Source organism: Serratia sp. CC22-02, assembly GCF_900182895.1.
Taxonomy (GTDB): Bacteria; Pseudomonadota; Gammaproteobacteria; order Enterobacterales; family Enterobacteriaceae; genus Serratia; species Serratia nevei.
On sequence record NZ_FXUD01000007.1, the window covers coordinates 36,090 to 53,246 of the forward strand.

Annotated in this window: 14 protein-coding genes; 10 read left to right on the forward strand and 4 right to left on the reverse strand. The window is 58.1% G+C overall.

The features are described from left to right. The first annotated feature begins 175 nt into the window (after window positions 1-175). The 6 genes from purM to QOL81_RS20245 all read left to right on the forward strand — a co-directional run bounded on the left by purM (window position 176) and on the right by QOL81_RS20245 (window position 5,277). Window positions 176-1,213, forward strand: a complete 1,038-nt coding sequence (gene purM, locus QOL81_RS20220) for a phosphoribosylformylglycinamidine cyclo-ligase (protein ID WP_025303843.1) — start codon at window positions 176-178, stop codon at window positions 1,211-1,213. Further along, window positions 1,213-1,851 carry a phosphoribosylglycinamide formyltransferase gene (gene purN, locus QOL81_RS20225; protein ID WP_060424834.1) on the forward strand — a complete coding sequence of 213 codons (639 nt, stop codon included), beginning with the start codon at window positions 1,213-1,215 and terminating at the stop codon, window positions 1,849-1,851. The genes purM and purN overlap by 1 nt, the downstream gene beginning before the upstream one ends. A 113-nt stretch (window positions 1,852-1,964) precedes the next feature. Next, the gene (gene speG, locus QOL81_RS20230) at window positions 1,965-2,516 is read left to right on the forward strand and encodes a spermidine N1-acetyltransferase (protein WP_004941631.1); all 552 of its coding nucleotides are present in this window, start codon (window positions 1,965-1,967) and stop codon (window positions 2,514-2,516) included. 202 nt (window positions 2,517-2,718) lie between these two features. Then, on the forward strand, window positions 2,719-2,934 hold the full coding sequence (locus QOL81_RS20235) for a hypothetical protein (protein WP_060424836.1): 216 nt from the start codon (window positions 2,719-2,721) through the stop codon (window positions 2,932-2,934). Window positions 2,935-3,334: 400 nt separating this feature from the next. Next, a complete protein-coding gene (locus QOL81_RS20240) occupies window positions 3,335-4,789 on the forward strand; it encodes an SIR2 family protein (protein WP_060424837.1) in 1,455 nt (484 codons plus the stop codon). Beyond that, window positions 4,786-5,277: a TIR domain-containing protein gene (locus QOL81_RS20245; RefSeq protein ID WP_060424839.1), complete on the forward strand. Its 492-nt coding sequence runs from the start codon at window positions 4,786-4,788 to the stop codon at window positions 5,275-5,277. The genes QOL81_RS20240 and QOL81_RS20245 overlap by 4 nt, the downstream gene beginning before the upstream one ends. 53 nt (window positions 5,278-5,330) lie before the next feature. On the opposite strand, the gene QOL81_RS20250 is transcribed toward QOL81_RS20245, so the two are convergent. The 4 genes from QOL81_RS20250 to QOL81_RS20265 all read right to left on the reverse strand — a co-directional run bounded on the left by QOL81_RS20250 (window position 5,331) and on the right by QOL81_RS20265 (window position 11,056). After that, the gene (locus QOL81_RS20250; RefSeq protein ID WP_283440006.1) at window positions 5,331-6,155 is read right to left on the reverse strand and encodes a hypothetical protein; all 825 of its coding nucleotides are present in this window, start codon (window positions 6,153-6,155) and stop codon (window positions 5,331-5,333) included. A gap of 242 nt (window positions 6,156-6,397) precedes the next feature. Beyond that, window positions 6,398-7,210, reverse strand: a complete 813-nt coding sequence (pstB, locus tag QOL81_RS20255; protein ID WP_004941613.1) for a phosphate ABC transporter ATP-binding protein PstB — start codon at window positions 7,208-7,210, stop codon at window positions 6,398-6,400. A gap of 28 nt (window positions 7,211-7,238) precedes the next feature. Continuing rightward, window positions 7,239-8,888 (reverse strand): phosphate ABC transporter permease PstA, encoded by a 1,650-nt coding sequence (gene pstA / locus QOL81_RS20260; protein ID WP_060424845.1) that lies wholly within the window; start codon window positions 8,886-8,888, stop codon window positions 7,239-7,241. Then, window positions 8,885-11,056 carry an ABC transporter permease subunit gene (locus tag QOL81_RS20265; RefSeq protein WP_060424848.1) on the reverse strand — a complete coding sequence of 724 codons (2,172 nt, stop codon included), beginning with the start codon at window positions 11,054-11,056 and terminating at the stop codon, window positions 8,885-8,887. Before QOL81_RS20265 ends, pstA begins: the two co-directional genes overlap by 4 nt. 396 nt (window positions 11,057-11,452) lie before the next feature. Here QOL81_RS20265 and ppk1 point away from each other — a divergent pair, with 396 nt between their 5' ends. The 4 genes from ppk1 to mgtE all read left to right on the forward strand — a co-directional run bounded on the left by ppk1 (window position 11,453) and on the right by mgtE (window position 16,979). Next, window positions 11,453-13,516: a polyphosphate kinase 1 gene (gene ppk1 / locus QOL81_RS20270; protein ID WP_048234529.1), complete on the forward strand. Its 2,064-nt coding sequence runs from the start codon at window positions 11,453-11,455 to the stop codon at window positions 13,514-13,516. A gap of 10 nt (window positions 13,517-13,526) precedes the next feature. Further along, entirely contained in the window at window positions 13,527-15,077 is a 1,551-nt protein-coding gene (ppx, locus tag QOL81_RS20275) for an exopolyphosphatase (protein WP_049200673.1), read from the forward strand. 182 nt (window positions 15,078-15,259) lie between these two features. Then, window positions 15,260-15,442 (forward strand): YfgG family protein, encoded by a 183-nt coding sequence (locus QOL81_RS20280; protein WP_004941600.1) that lies wholly within the window; start codon window positions 15,260-15,262, stop codon window positions 15,440-15,442. Window positions 15,443-15,545: 103 nt separating this feature from the next. Next, the gene (mgtE, locus tag QOL81_RS20285) at window positions 15,546-16,979 is read left to right on the forward strand and encodes a magnesium transporter (protein WP_015378729.1); all 1,434 of its coding nucleotides are present in this window, start codon (window positions 15,546-15,548) and stop codon (window positions 16,977-16,979) included. Window positions 16,980-17,157: the final 178 nt, after the last annotated feature.

Here is a 17,157-nt window from a genome sequence, read left to right on the forward strand (position 1 = left end):
AGCCCGATCGGGATCAACAAAAGTTTGAATATCAGTATAGATGACGAAAAAGCGGAGCCGGTTCACAAGCCGCTCGCAAACGTTTGCCTGCGCTGTTAGAATTGCCGCGCCTTATTCCGGAATCAACATCGGAAGCACAGTTTTCAAACCGCAAACCGTCGTGGGGAATCGCGCAGTGACCGACAAAACCTCTCTCAGCTATAAAGACGCAGGTGTCGATATCGATGCAGGCAACGCATTGGTAGACCGCATCAAAGGTGTAGTTAAACAGACCCGTCGCCCGGAAGTGATGGGCGGTCTGGGCGGGTTTGGCGCCCTGTGTGCGTTGCCGCAGAAATACCGCGAGCCGGTGCTGGTTTCCGGTACCGACGGCGTGGGCACCAAGCTGCGTCTGGCGATGGATCTGAAACGCCACGACACCATCGGCATCGATCTGGTGGCGATGTGCGTCAACGATCTGGTGGTTCAGGGCGCCGAGCCGCTGTTCTTCCTCGACTACTACGCGACCGGCAAGCTGGATGTGGACACCGCGGCCAGCGTGATCACCGGCATCGCCGAAGGCTGCAAACAGTCCGGCTGTGCGCTGGTGGGCGGCGAAACCGCTGAAATGCCGGGCATGTACCACGGCGAAGATTACGACGTGGCCGGTTTCTGCGTCGGCGTGGTCGAAAAATCCGAGATCATCGACGGCAGCAAAGTGCAGTCAGGCGACGCGCTGATCGCCCTGGGCGCTTCCGGCCCGCACTCCAACGGCTACTCGCTGGTGCGTAAAATCCTGGAAGTGAGCAACACCGATCCGACCGCTACCCAGCTGGAAGGCAAACCGCTGGCCGACCACCTGCTGGCGCCGACCAAGATTTACGTGAAGTCCGTGCTGGAGCTGATCGAGAAGGCGGACGTCCACGCCATCGCTCACCTCACCGGCGGCGGCTTCTGGGAAAACATTCCACGCGTGCTGCCGGAAGGCATGCAGGCGGTGATCGACGAAGCCAGCTGGCAGTGGCCGGCGGTGTTCACCTGGCTGCAGCAGGCCGGTAACGTCAGCCGTCATGAAATGTACCGCACCTTCAACTGCGGCGTAGGCATGGTCATCGCCCTGCCGGAAGCCGAAGTGGAAGCGGCCATCGCGCTGCTGACCGCAGCAGGTGAAAAAGCGTGGAAAATCGGTAAACTGACCGCCTCTTCCGACGAACAACAAGTGGTCATCAACTGATGAAAAAGATCGTGGTGTTGGTCTCCGGCCAGGGGAGCAATCTCCAGGCGCTGATTGACGCCTGCCAGCAGGGCCGCATCACCGCCGAGATCGTGGCGGTGTTCAGCAACAAGGCGCAGGCTTATGGCCTGCAGCGCGCCGAGGCGGCCGGCATCGCCGCCCAGGCGTTGGATGCCAAGGCTTACGCCGATCGCGCGGCGTTCGACGTCGCGTTGGCGGACGCTATCGACCAGTACCAGCCCGATCTGGTAGTGCTGGCCGGCTACATGCGCATCCTCAGCCCGCAGTTCGTGCAGCGTTATGCCGGCCGCCTGCTGAACATCCACCCTTCCCTGCTGCCGAAATACCCGGGCCTGCATACCCACCGTCAGGCCATCGACAACGGCGACAGCGAACACGGCACCTCGGTGCACTTCGTGACCGAACAGCTCGACGGCGGCCCGGTGATTTTGCAGGCCAAGGTGCCGATTTTCGCTGACGACGAAGAGGATGACGTGGTTGAACGGGTGCAAACCCAGGAACACACGATCTATCCGCTGGTGGTGAGCTGGTTCGTCGACGGCCGCCTGGCGATGCGCGATGGCGCCGCCTGGCTGGACGGCGAACGCCTGCCTGAGCAGGGTCACGCCGCCGACTGAGGCGCGCAGCCTGAACCTTGCCTAAACGGTGCCCACGCGGCGCCGTTTTTTTTCGCCTTCATCCATTCTGTGAAGTTATACTTTGCACAATTTCACGGCACAGAGGAGCCCACATGTCCAGCACTGCCAGCGTCAGGTTACGCCCATTGGAACGGGACGATCTGTCGTTCGTCCACCAGATGGACAACAACGCCAGCGTTATGCGCTATTGGTTTGAAGAACCCTACGAAGCCTTTGTCGAGCTTTCCGATCTCTACGACAAACACATCCACGATCAGAGCGAGCGCCGCTTTATCATCGAGCACGAAGGCGCCAAGGTCGGCCTGGTGGAACTGGTGGAGATCGATCACATCCACCGCCGCGCAGAGTTCCAGATCATCATCGATCCCGCCCACCAGGGCAAAGGCTACGCCAGCACCGCCGCCCGCTTGGCGATGGACTATGGCTTCTCGGTGCTGAACCTGTACAAGCTGTACCTGATCGTCGACAAGGAGAACCCGAAGGCGATCCACATCTACAGCAAGCTGGGATTCAACGTGGAAGGCGAGCTGATCGACGAGTTCTTCGTCAACGGCGAATACCGCACCGTGCTGCGCATGTGCATCTTCCAGCCGCAATATCTGGCGAAGTTCAAAACGCCCAATGATAAGCCGCTGGTGAAGTGACGCTTAGCAAGAAAAAGAGAAAACCCGCGAAAGCGGGTTTTTTATTGGAAAATAAGCGACTAGTATTAATGGATGCTATTTTATCGTCAGGAAATAGCCTGATGAATGCGGAAATAAATAATATTCAGCCGAGATAATTAATCGAACAATAATTAATAGTGATAGTAAGAGTTACCCTCTGCCTCTACAAAGGAAAAATGCCATGACAACCGTCTCAAACCTGCTGCTTTTTATCGGCCTGGCGATGCTCGCCATCGCCGCCGGTCTGAATACCTATAGCGGCTACGCGCCTGCAGATCCCAATAGCACCCCGCTATTTTCCCCGCTCTGGTGGACGCGCTGGTTCCCGCTCTATGCCTCGGGGGCCGCGCTGCTGTTGGTGGGGGTGGTGTTGCGAATTTCGGCCAGAACACACTGAAGGCCACGGGCACAGTTTTCTTTTCATACGGTTTCTTGCGTTGTTATCCAACAAGTATTGTATCTACGCCGTGTCCGCACGGCCTGAAAGGCTCCCTCTTACGCCGCTGAGCCGCAAAGCTTGATGACAACGCTCGAAAGGTACCCCTGCCAGGGGAGTATATAATGGGCTCGGCATACCAACATTATCTCACTTATTATTCTTCAGGAATTTAATTTTAAATTAAGAAATCGAACACCAAAATAAAAATATAGAACCGACATCAAGCAAGAAACAAAATAGAGTTTACAAAGTCAGCTTATCAAATTAATGTAATGATTGATTGCATTAAGTTATATATTCATGAAATGAATAAAAATAAATCAAATATAAATACCAGATAATATCAGGATATCCCCTCATGCCCGAACGTGATATAGAACTATTTATTCGTGACTATGTTAATGATATTAAAAGCGGCAGCGCTGCGCTCTTTGCCGGCGCTGGGCTGTCCATACCCGCCGGCTTCGTCAGCTGGAAAGAGCTCATAAGCGATATCGCTTATGAACTGGGGTTGGACATAGAAAAAGAGAGCGACCTTATTTCTCTGGCACAATATCATCTCAATGAAAAAGGCAACCGGCATAAGATAAATCAAAAAATAATTACAGAATTCGCTGAGCAAGCGGAAGAAACAGAAAACCATCGAATCATTGCCAGATTGCCGATAGCGTCACTTTGGACTACCAACTACGACGATCTGATTGAAAAAACCTATGCCCGTTATAATCGCGTCTGCGACGTCAAAACCACGCCGGAAAGCCTGACTAATAACATTCATAAACGTGATGTGGTTTTATATAAAATGCATGGTGACTATAAAACCCCCAACCAAGCGGTTATCACCCGAGAGCAATACGAAACCTATTCCCGCTCACACCAGCCTTTTGTCAATATGCTGATGGCGGAGCTGACTGCCAAAACCTTCCTGTTTATCGGTTTCAGTTTCGAAGACCCTAACCTGCAATATGTATTGAGTCGGCTCTATGCGCAGTACGGCGAAGGGAAAAGAAACCACTACTGCATCATGCGGCGCGTCCAGCTTGGCGACAGCGGCAGCGAAGAGCAGGCGTCTTGCGATTACAACAGCCGCAAACAAGGCTTGATGATCAACGATCTTCGCCGCTACGGCATTCAAACGCTGTTGGTAAACGACTATCGCGAAATCACCGACCTGCTGTATGCCATCGAAACGCAGTTCAAGAAAAGCACGGTGTTTATCTCCGGCAGTGCCGACAACTACCAGCCCTATGCCCGTGAAGAATCCATCCAGTTCATACATCGTCTGGCGCGCCAGCTTATCCGCAAACAGTACCGCATCGTCAATGGCTTTGGCTGGGGTATAGGCACGGCGGTGATCAACGGCGCATTGGAAGCCATTTACGACAGCCAAGGAAAAATCAGCGAAAGCCAGCTGGTGCTGCGCCCTTTCCCCCAATTCGCCAGCGGGGGCATTACGCTGCCGGCACTTTGGCACGAGTATCGCCAGAACATGATTTCGCTCAGCGGCATCGCGGTCTTTTTGTTCGGCAACAAGCGTAACACCGAAGGCGAATGCGTGCTGGCCGACGGTTTATTGAAAGAGTTCCACATCGCTGCGGAACAAGGCTGCGTCTGCATTCCTATCGGTTGTACCGGCGGCGCATCCGCCGAAATCTACCGAAAAATCAAGGAGGAGATGAAAGAAACCCTCTACCACCGCAACCCCACCGCCATGAATCTGCTGGATCAGCTTAACGAACCGGGCAGCCTGGCGGAGAAGAAAAAATGCCTGTTGGCACTTATCGATATCATTACTAAGGATAACCCCCGATGACCAGAAAATGTTTTTACAGTTTCCATTATGAGCCGGACAACTGGCGCGCTTCTCAGATACGTGAAATGGGCACGCTGGAAGGTAATCGGCCGGCCACGGATAATGATTGGGAGGAAGTTAAAAAGGGCGGTAACGACGCCATCGCTGATTGGATCAAAGGCCAGTTGGACAATCGCAGCTGCGCCGTAATTCTCGCCGGTAAAGATACCGCCAATCGTAAGTGGATCAACTTCGAAATCTGCGAGGCCTGGAAGAAAGGCATGGGCGTGCTGGTGATATATATCCATAACCTGAAAGACAGCGCCGGCGAAAAAACCCAAAAAGGCAACAACCCGTTGGATCACATCAAGCTGGGTGACGCAAAGCTTTCCACAATCGCCAAAGCCTATGATCCGCCTTATTCAACCAGCACCAATGTCTATAACCACATCAAAGAAAACCTGGCTGAGTGGGTAGAAGAAGCGATCCGCATTCGCAAAAACTACTGACACATGGGCAATTACAATGAATACAGGGGCATATATGCCCCTTTTTTAGGATATCATATATTCACAGCCGCCTTACGCCCTCCCAATCGCCGCAACAGCCAACTACGCAGCGGTTTTTCGCACACATTGCTTTCACTCAGCGGAATAAAGGCTGAATCCACATGTTCTTTCACCGCTTGCTCCTGCTGATGCCGGCAACGCGCCTGATATTCCTCTTCCTGTTGGCACAGATTCGGTTGCCATATCAACCAGAAAGCTTTGGCGCCGTTAAGCGAAACCCATTCGTCGATCGACCAGGCCACAACAAAAATCGCCATGGCGAGATAGGTTAAGAGGAAAAAGAAAAACCAGAACGTGTTGCCGGCGCTGGGTGCACTCATGCCTAAAGGCGGCACGGTAACAAAGAAACCATAAGCGATGGCAGCTAAACTCAGTATCAGGAATCCCACCAGTCCCCGGCGCTGACGCTTCCACCGTTCGGCACTGAAAGAGAAAACACCGTTTTTCACTACACAGAGCAAAACATGACGTAAAAAGCTGTTAAGAATGGGGCTGGTTAACGGCAAAGGCGCCTTACCCAGATACTCCGTGAGTTGATGCGCGATCCAGACCGGCAGGCGAATACCGATGCTTTCATACAGCGCCTTGATTTGCAATTGCGTGATGCCTTCCTGCGGCTTGGCTCGCAATCTCTCAATATATGCCAACACGGAGATCCGTTTATCTGCACTGACAGCATCAAATCGGTGATTACGTCGGTTGTCTTGCCCCTTTGACCAGCGCGAGAACCACCATTTTATTACCGATATCAATACCGGCAATAATAAAGTCATCAGAGGAATAATAATTTCTTTAATATAATTCTCGTCAATATTCATGCGTAATATCCTTATATTAACAGTATTATAAAATCGTTATCAGCCTGATATTTATGGTTGAATGCAAATGGTATTGCTCTGCAACGTAATAACGTTACTCAGGCAATCAGTAAACGCTCGGCTATTCTCATTTATATAGCATTAATCGGCATGAAATCGATAAAAGATATTGGTTGTCGATACCATTTTTGATTTTTCACTTCACAATATGACGGAAGCCTGAGACTTCCGTCACTTTCTCCTCACCCATACCGCCCGGTAATATAATCCTCGGTGCGGCGCTGGCGCGGCGAGGTGAAGATGGCGTCGGTGTCGTTATACTCCACCAGCCGCCCCTGATGAATAAAGGCGGTGTAGTCGGAGACTCGCGCCGCCTGCTGCATGTTGTGCGTCACCAGCACCACGCTGTAACGCTGTTTCAGCGCGGAAATCAGCTCTTCGATGGTCAGCGTGGAGATCGGATCCAGCGCCGAGGTCGGCTCGTCGAGCAGCAATACCTCCGGCTCGATGGCGATGGCGCGCGCAATCACCAGGCGCTGCTGCTGGCCGCTGGACAAGCGGAACGCATTTTCGCGCAGCCGATCCTTCACCTCATGCCACAGCGCGGCGGCGCGCAGCGAACGCTCCACCGCCTCATCCAGCAAGCGCCGGTCGCGCACGCCCTGCAGCCGCAGGCCGTACACCACGTTTTCATAGATCGATTTCGGGAACGGGTTCGGCCGCTGGAACACCATGCCCACCCGCCGCCGCAGCGCAGCCACGTCGATCTGTGCCCCGGAGATCGCCGCGCCGTTCAGCTGCAGCTCGCCCTCGATACGGCAGTTGTCCACCAGATCGTTCATGCGGTTGAAACAGCGCAGCAGCGTCGATTTACCGCAGCCCGAGGGGCCGATCAGGGCCGTCACCCGGTGCTTCGGGATACGCAGCGAAATATCGTGCAGCACCTGTTTGTCGCCATAAAACAGGTTCAGGCCGTTGACCGCCAGCGCGGTCTGTTCATCGTCGAGATGCTGGACATCCAGCCGGGGCAAACTGCCTGGCGTCATCAAACCCATTACGCACTCCCCAAAAATAGCGTCATTGTTACTGCGACCATGCTCGGTACCGCTCCCTCAACGAATGGCGGATACCCATCGCCGCCAGATTCAAACTCACCACGATCGTCACCAGCAGGAAGGCGGTGGCGAACACCAGCGGCCGCGCCGCCTCTACGCTCGGGCTCTGGAATGCCATATCGTAGATCTGGAAGCTCAAATGCATAAACTTCCGTTCCAGGTGCAGATACGGGAAAATCTCGTCCACCGGCAGCACCGGCACCGATTTCACTACCCCCACCAGCATCAGCGGCGCGGTCTCCCCGGCGGCGCGCGCCACCGCCAGAATCAGGCCGGTCATCATCGCCGGCGCCGCCATCGGCAGCACGATGCGCCACAGCGTCTCGGCCCGGCTGGCGCCCAGCGCCATCGAGCCCTGCCGCAGCGAAGTGGGAATGCGCGACAGCCCTTCCTCGGTGGCGACGATCACCACCGGCAGCGTCAGCAGCGCCAGCGTCAGCGCCGCCCACAGCACGCCGGGCGTGCCGAAGGTCGGGTTGGGCAAGGATTCAGGATAGAACAGCTGGTCGAGCGTGCCGCCTATCATATAAACGAAAAAGCCGAGGCCGAAGACGCCATAGACGATCGAGGGCACGCCGGCCAGGTTGACCACCGCAATGCGGATCACTCGCGTCAGCAGATTGTTGCCGGCATACTCGTGTAGATATACCGCCGCGATCACGCCAAACGGCATCACCACGATCGACATCAGGATCACCATCAACACCGTGCCAAAAATGGCCGGGAACACCCCGCCTTCGGTGTTCGCCTCACGCGGGCTGTCGGTGAGGAACTTCTTCACCTGCTCGCCCCAGTGCGCCAGCTTCTCGGTGGTGTTCATGGCGTTCGGGTACCAGGCATCGCGCACCTGGCTGAGCGGAATGGTCAACGTCTGGCCGTGCATGTCGCGCAGCAGCAGCGCATCGCGCTGGCGATCGCGGTTCAGCCCCGTCAGGCGTTCGGACAGCAGCTGGTATTGCCGCTGTAACTCCAGCCGCTCGGCCTTGATGGCGTCCTGCGCACGGGCGTCCAGCTTATCGTCGCGCTGCAGGCGCTTTTCCCGCAGCCGCAGCGCGTCAAACTGCTGATTGATGCGCGCCATATCGCGGAATTGAATGTCGTGCGCCTGGCGCGAGAGCGCGGCGATTTGCGGCAGCCGCTGCTGCAACGCCTGCCCCAGATTGCGGCCGGTCAGCGGTTGCCCATCCTCCAGCAGCCCCGCCAGATAGCCGTAGGCGGTACCGTGGCTGTCGCGCTCCAGCACCAGCAGGCCGCGCGGCGTGCTTTGGCTGCGGATGTCGCTGGCCAGCAGCGTGCGAAAATCCTGCCCCTCGCGCTCGCGGTTACCGACCTTGATCAGATAGCGTTCGACGCTTTGCGCCTCGCCCGGCGGCGCCACGCCCGCTTCCGTCAGCTGGCGGCGCGAAATGCTTTGCTGCTGGTACAGCTCGCCGATCACCGTCACCGGCCCGGCGCCGTTCTGATTCAGCTCAAACTGATAAACCGGGCTCGGCCAGAAATAACGCATCCCTTGCCCAGCCAGCAGCAACAGAATGCCGATCAGCGCCAACAGGCTGACGGCCACCGAACCGGCGGTCAGCCAAATCCACGGCGAGCCGCTCTTCACCCAGTTCTTCATGGTGCCTCCTGATTCGGCGTGTAGCGCTTGCGCAGCCGCAGGCGCACCGCCTCCGCCAGCGTGTTGAACACGAAGGTGAAGACAAACAGCACCAGCGCGGTCAGGAACAGCACGCGGTAATGGCTGCTGCCGGAGACCGCCTCCGGCATCTCGATGGCGATGTTGGCCGCCAGCGCCCGCAGCCCCTGGAACAGGCTGCCGTCGATAATCGGCGTATTGCCGGTGGCCATCAGCACGATCATGGTTTCCCCCACCGCGCGGCCAAAGCCGATCATCAGCGCGGAGAAAATACCGGCGCTGGCGGAAGGCAGCACCACTTTGATCACCGTCTGCCATTGGGTGGCGCCCAGTGCCAAAGAGCCCTGGCTCAGGGTGGCCGGCACGCTGAACAGCGCGTCCTCCGCCAGCGAGAAGATGATCGGCACCAGCGCGAAGCCCATCGCCACGCCCACCACCAGCGCATTGCGCTGGTCGTAATTATCCCCCAGCCAGAAATGCAGCGGCTCACCGAACAGCGCCACCTCCAGCCGCGGCCCCAGGCTGAGCGCCAGCCACACCGTCAACGCCAGCAGCGGCAACAGCAACAGCAGATCGACGCCCGGCCGGCAACGCGGCATAAAGCGATGGGTCAACGCGCCGCACAGCAGCACCGCCGCCGCCAGCAGCAGCGGCAACGCCAGCACCGCCAACAGATACTGCTCGATGATCGGCGCCAGCCAAATGCCGGCCACCAGCCCGATCACCACCGTCGGCAGCGCGCCCATCACTTCGATAGCCGGTTTGATCACCCGCCGCAGCCCCGGCGTCATAAAGTAAGCGGTATAGATGGCGCCGGCCAGCGCCAGGGGAATGGCGAACAGCATCGCGTAAGCCGCCGCCTTGAAGGTGCCGAAGATCACCGGCATCAGGCTGAATTTGGGTTGGTAACTGTCTTCGCCGGAGGTGGACTGCCAAACATAGGCCGGCTGCGGGTAGTTCTCATACCACACCTTGCCCCACAGCGAACGCCAGGTAACGTCCGGATACGGGTTGTCGAGCGCATAGCGCTGCCAGCCCTGCGCGCTCTCCAGCAGCAGGCCATCGCCGCGCGGCGCAAACGCCATCTGCTGCACCTCGGCGCCCAAACGGGTATTCAGCAGCGGCTGCGGTTGAATGGTGGAGAACAGCGAGAAGCCGCCATCGGGCCGCAGGGTGGCGAACACCCGGCGATAGGGCTCAGCCACCGTCAGCTCCTGCCCGTCGGCGCCATGGTCGAAATGCTGCACCGGCGTCAGGCGCCAGCGCTGCTCTTTTTCTACTTCGAACCACTCGCGCAGATTGCCGTCGGCGCCCTTGATCAACAGCGCGCTGCCGCCGGGCAGCGCCGTCATCTGATACGGAGCATGTTCGCCAAGGGTACGCGTTTCACGCAGCTGCAGCTGCGCGCCGTCGATCTGATAACGCGCCAGCCGGTTGCCGGTCAGCAGGTAAAGCTGGCGGCCATCCGGCGTCAGCACCAGTTGTTCTGCATCCTGTTCCAGCGGCCGCTCGCTGAACTGCGGCGGCCGGTCAGGGCTGAAACGGCCGAACACCAGCCGCCGATCGTCGGTCACCCCAGCCAGCAGATACTGCCCGCGATGGGCATCCGCCAGCGACAGCCGTTTCAGCGGCTTGCGCTGCGGATCCAGCGCCAACGGCTGCTGCCCGAGCGGGAACAACCACTGCGGCCGGCCGTTTTCCGCCGTCGCGAAATCCGCGCGCGCCACCACCAACCGGCCGTCGGCCTGCGCCAACGCAAACAGATCGCGCTCTCCGGCGGCCTGGGCAAGCAGCGCCGGTTTGGCCAGCAGCGTCTGCTGCGCCAGCGGCGCCTGGGGCTGGCCGTTCGGTGCCGGCGTCAGGCGATAAAATTGCCCCGCGCCCTGCGCGTCGATGCGGTAACCGACGCGCTGCTGCACGTCCATGCCCAGCGCCAGCACCGGGGCCGACGCCGCGATCGGCAGTGGCTGCGCCTGGCCGAGCGAGGCCGGTTTGAACAGCGGCAGCACGGCAAACAGCAAATAGACGAAGATCAGCATCAACGTCATCAGCACCATCAGCCCGCTGGCGGTTACTGCCGCCTGCACGCCGCGGTCGATGCGCCCGCGCATGCGATCTCGGGGATGTTGATTGGCCGTCGTCTGTGTCATGTGTCTCGCTGTCGCTGATGTAATCGGGCTTGCGCCGTAAGATAACCGGGCATCTTATGTCAGTTTTATGACGTTTGCATGACAAAGTTACCCACCATAACCCAGGTTTTTTACACTGCAAACAGACAATATGGCGTTGATATATTGCTGAAAAATGAACGCAAACACGCTTAATATCACCAAGAATAAGCCTGCTAACCTTCATTTCATGCTGCTCATTCCACCCCCCTGCGCCCTGCATCGGCGAAAATTTATTGCCGCCAAAAAACGCCGCGCGCCAACGCAATGGATATGTTGGACTTTCCTGTCAATCTCTCGCAATAATGATGAAGGACACTAGAGCGGCATCCGGGCGCTGCGTCCCGGATCCTATTCTAAATTTGAACTGGAGTGGCAATGGGTCAGGAAAAGCTCTACATCGAAAAAGAACTAAGCTGGTTATCCTTTAATGAACGCGTGTTGCAGGAAGCCGCAGATAAGAGCAATCCCCTGATTGAACGTATGCGTTTTCTGGGCATTTACTCCAACAACCTCGACGAGTTCTATAAAGTCCGCTTCGCCGATCTCAAACGGCGCATCCTGATCAGCGAAGAGCAAGGCTCCGCCGGCGCCTCGCGCCACCTGCTGAAAAAGATCCAGGCCAAGGTGCTGAAAACCGATCAGGAGTTCGACGGCCTGTACAACGATCTGCTGCTGGAAATGGCGCGCAATCAGATCTTCCTGATCAACGAACGCCAGGTGTCCGAGAACCAGCAAATCTGGCTGCGGCAATATTTCAAACAGCATCTGCGCCAGCACATCACGCCGATCCTGATCAACCACGACACCAACCTGGTGCAGTTCCTGAAAGACGATTACACCTATCTGGCGGTGGAGATCATTCGCGGCGCGCGCATCGACTATGCGCTGCTGGAGATCCCGTCCGACAAGGTGCCGCGCTTCGTCAATCTGCCGCCGGAAGCGCCGCGCCGCCGTAAACCGATGATCCTGCTGGACAACATTCTGCGCTACTGTCTGGACGATATCTTCAAGGGCTTCTTCGACTACGACGCGCTCAACGCCTACTCGATGAAAATGACCCGCGACGCGGAGTACGATCTGGTCACCGAAATGGAATCCAGCCTGCTGGAACTGATGTCCTCCAGCCTGAAACAGCGCCTGACCGCCGAGCCGGTGCGCTTCGTGTATCAGCGCGACATGCCGAACGAAATGGTGGAGCTGCTGCGCGGCAAGCTGGGCATCTCCAACTACGATTCGGTGATCGCCGGCGGCCGCTACCACAATTTCAAAGATTTCATCAGTTTCCCGAACGTCGGCAAGGCCAACCTGGTCAACAAGCCGCTGCCGCGCCTGCGCCACATCTGGTTCGACGGTTTCCGCAACGGCTTCGACGCCATTCGCGAAAAAGACGTGCTGCTCTACTACCCGTACCACACCTTCGAGCACGTGCTGGAGCTGCTGCGCCAGGCGTCGTTCGATCCGAGCGTGTTGGCTATCAAGATCAACATCTACCGGGTGGCGAAAGATTCGCGCATCATCGAATCGATGATCCACGCCGCGCACAACGGCAAAAAGGTCACGGTGGTGGTCGAGCTGCAGGCGCGCTTCGACGAAGAGGCCAACATTCACTGGGCGAAGCGCCTGACCGAAGCCGGCGTACACGTGATCTTCTCGGCGCCGGGCCTGAAAATCCACGCCAAACTGTTCCTGATTTCGCGCCGTGAAGGCGATGACATTGTGCGCTATGCTCATATCGGTACCGGCAACTTTAACGAAAAAACCGCGCGCATCTACACCGACTATTCGCTGTTGACCGCCGACTCACGCATCACCAACGAGGTGCGCCGGGTATTCAACTTTATCGAGAACCCCTACCGGCCGGTCACCTTCGACAACCTGATGGTGTCGCCGCAGAACTCGCGCCTGAAGCTGTATGAGCTGATCGACAACGAAATCGCCAACGCCCAGGCCGGGGAACAGGCCGGCATTATGTTGAAAATAAATAATCTGGTGGATAAAGGGCTGGTAGATCGGTTATATACCGCGTCCGGCGCCGGCGTGAAGATCCGCCTGCTGGTGCGGGGCATGTGTTCCCTGATTCCCAACCTGCCGGGGATCAGCGACAATATTCAGGTGATCAGCATCGTCGATCGCTTTTTGGAACACGATCGGGTGTACGTTTTCGACAATAAAGGTGACAAACGGGTGTATCTGTCCTCCGCCGACTGGATGACCCGCAACATAGATTACCGTATCGAAGTGGCGGTATCGCTGCTGGATCCGGCGCTGAAACAGCGCGTTCTGGACATCCTGGAGATCCTGTTCAGCGATACGGTCAAGGCCCGTTATGTGGATAAAGAACTGAGCAACCAGTACGTGCCGCGCGGCAACCGCCGCAAAGTGCGTGCCCAGGTGGCTATTTACGAGTATTTAAAAGCTCTGGAACAACCAGGACAGTAGGCCAGCAACTATGCCGCTAAAAAACACTGCAACGAACAAACCGCAGGAAATCGCCGCCATCGACCTCGGGTCGAACAGTTTCCACATGGTGATCGCCCGCGTCGTCAACGGCGCCTTACAGGTATTGGGCCGTTTAAAACAGCGGGTGCATCTCGCCGACGGATTGGACAGCAACAACGTACTCAGTGAAGAGGCGATAGAACGCGGCCTGGCCTGTCTGGCCCTGTTTGCCGAACGGCTGCAGGGCTTCCCGGCGGATAACGTCACCATCGTCGGGACGCACACCCTGCGTCAGGCGGTGAACGCCGAAGTGTTCCTCAAGCGCGCCGCCAAAGTGATCCCCTACCCGATAGAAATCATCGCCGGTCAGGAAGAAGCACGTTTGATCTTCATGGGCGTGGAGCACACTCAGCCGGAGAAAGGCCGCAAGCTGGTGATCGACATCGGCGGCGGCTCCACCGAGCTGGTGATCGGCGAAGACTTCGAGCCGCTGCTGGCGGAAAGCCGCCGCATGGGCTGCGTCAGCTTCGCCCAGCTGTTCTTCCCGGGCGGCGAGATCAGCAAAAACAACTTCCGCCGCGCGCGGCTGGCGGCGGCGCAGAAGCTGGAAACGCTGGCCTGGCAGTACCGCATTCAGGGCTGGCAGTATGCGCTGGGCGCTTCGGGCACCATCAAGGCCGCCCACGAAGTGCTGGTGGCGATGGGGGAAAAAGACGGTCTCATCACCCTGGATCGCCTGGAAATGCTCGCCGAGCAGGTGCTGCAGTTCAAAAGCTTCAGCTCGCTGAGCCTGCCGGGGCTGTCGGAAGATCGCCAATCGGTGTTCGTGCCGGGGCTGGCTATCCTGTGCGGCGTGTTTGATGCGCTGGCGATCCGCGATCTGCGCCTGTCCGATGGCGCGCTGCGCGAAGGCGTGCTGTATGAAATGGAAGGCCGTTTCCGCCACCAGGACATCCGCAGCCGCACCGCCAAGAGCCTGGCCGATCACTACAACATCGACCGCGAACAGGCCAAGCGGGTGCTGGAAACCACCGAGCTGCTCTACTCGCAGTGGATGGCGCAAAACACCAAGCTGGCGCACCCGCAGCTGGAGGCCCTGCTGAAATGGGCCGCCATGCTGCACGAGGTGGGGCTGAGCATCAACCACAGCGGCATGCATCGCCATTCGGCCTACATTCTGCAAAACTCCAACCTGCCTGGCTTCAACCAGGAACAGCAGCTGCTGCTGGCGGCGCTGGTGCGCTTCCACCGCAAGGCGATCAAGCTGGAAGAGTTGCCGCGCCTCAACCTGTTCAAGAAGAAACACTACCTGCCGCTGATCCAGCTGCTGCGTCTGAGCACCCTGCTCAACAACCAGCGTCAGTCGACCACCACGCCGGAAACGCTGCGCCTGACCACCGACGACAACCACTGGACGCTGCGCTTCCCGGCCGGCTACCTGGCGCAGAACAACCTGGTGCAGCTCGATTTCGAACGCGAGCAGGCCTACTGGAACGACGTCGTCGGCTGGAAGCTGCTGATCGACGAAGAAGGCTCGCAAGACGAACAGCGCTCCGCCTGATCCCCCCGCCCCCTGCCAGACAGGGGGTTTTTCTTTCCGCCCTCGCCCCGACAACCTAAACGAAACCCTAATGCGCCGTGCCGCACGCCGGAAAAAAATGGACAACTTTTGTCATCAGCGCCTAAAATCCGGTTACAAATTCTCGAGCGAATAACACAGGATACCGGCATACCGGGTGATATATGCGCAAGAAAACCACCGGACAGATGACGAAGATAGTGTTGTTTATCAGCTTTATCATTTTAGTCGGCCGACTGCTGTACGCCGCCGTGGTGGCGGTGCCTCATCATCAGGAAAAAAAGCAGGCCGCTGCGCAAAACGCCGCCGAAGTCAGCGCGCCGCAACAGGACGCCTCCTCTGAATAACCGCCGCGCCCCGTCCGTTTCATAAAAATGACTCCGGCACTCGCTATGCTCTATCTTTTAATGAGCCTGCGTCAGGAACGCCGAGCGCCCGTTAAGGAACACCATGTCAGCCGCAACCCATAACGTCAAAAAAGTCGCTGAACACCGCCAGCGCATTCTCACTCTGTTGTTGAACAATAAGGAATTGGTCGACGGCATTCTCGGCCGGCCAGGGGATGAGCACGCCCTCAGCCAAAGCGAACTGCTGAACCAGACGGCGGAAATCACCGGCCTGTTGGACGACATGCACGCCGCCGACCTGGCGGACCTGCTGGAAGCGCTGCCGCAGGATGAACGTATGGCGCTGTGGCGGCTGGTGGGCAACAGCAAGCGCGGCCAGACGCTGGTGGAGGTCGCCGAGCCGGTCTGGGACAGCCTGATCGAGGAAATGAGCGACAAAGACCTGCTCAAAGCGATCAAAACGCTGGACGTCGACGAACAGGCCTACCTGGCGCAATACCTGCCGCGTAACCTGATGGGCCGGTTGCTGACCTCGCTGGAGCCGGAGCAGCGCGCCCAGGTGCGCGAGATGAGCCAGTACGCCAAAGACAGCGTCGGCTGGATGATGGATTTCGAACTGGTGACGGTGCGGCCAGACGTCACGCTCGGCGCGGTGCACCGCTTTTTGCGCATGCGCAAAACCATTCCCGACGCCACCGATAAACTGTTCGTCACCGACCGCAAAAACACCCTGCTGGGCGAGCTGCCGCTGACCGCGGTGCTGCTGAACGATCCGGAGATCCCGGTGCGCGAAGTGATGGACAGCGATCCCGCCACCTTTCAGCCCGAAGACAAGGCCGATGAAGCGGCCGGCGCGTTCGAGCGTTACGACCTGATCAGCGCCCCGGTGGTTGACGCCAAAGGCAAACTGATGGGCCGCCTGACCATCGAAGAGATCGTCGACGCCGTCAACGAAGAGAGCGACACCAACCTGCGCCGCATGGGCGGTTTAAGCCCGGAAGAAGACGTGTTCGCCCCGGTCAGCAAGGCGGTCAAGACCCGCTGGGCCTGGCTGGCGATCAACCTCTGCACCGCGTTCGTCGCCTCGCGCGTGATCGGCCTGTTCGAACACACCATTTCCCAGCTGGTGGCGCTGGCGGCGCTGATGCCGATCGTCGCCGGCATCGGCGGCAACACCGGCAACCAGACCATCACCATGATCGTGCGCGCGCTGGCGCTGCACCAGATCGAAGTCGGCAACATCTCACGCCTGATGCTCAGAGAGCTGGGGGTGGCCATCATCAACGGCGTGGTGTGGGGCGGCATCATGGGCGTGATCACCTGGCTGCTGTACGGCGACGCGGCGATGGGCGGCGTGATGACGCTGGCGATGCTGCTCAACCTGCTGCTGGCGGCGCTGATGGGCGTGGTGATCCCGATGACCATGCTCAAACTGGGCCGCGATCCGGCGGTCGGCTCGAGCGTGCTCATCACCGCGCTGACCGACACCGGCGGCTTTTTCATCTTCCTCGGCCTCGCCACCCTGTTCCTGCTGTAATACGCCAAAAGCCGGCCCCGCGCCGGCTTTTTCGTCATTCTGTAGCCGGGTTTGCGTTAACGCAGCAAAGTCGGCCTTCCCGGTAGGTTTTCCTCTCGCGCTGTACTACCCTTTGCCAATAAATCGTCTTAATTCATCCACGTCATGAATCCAATCACTGACAGAGGCCATCGGTAAG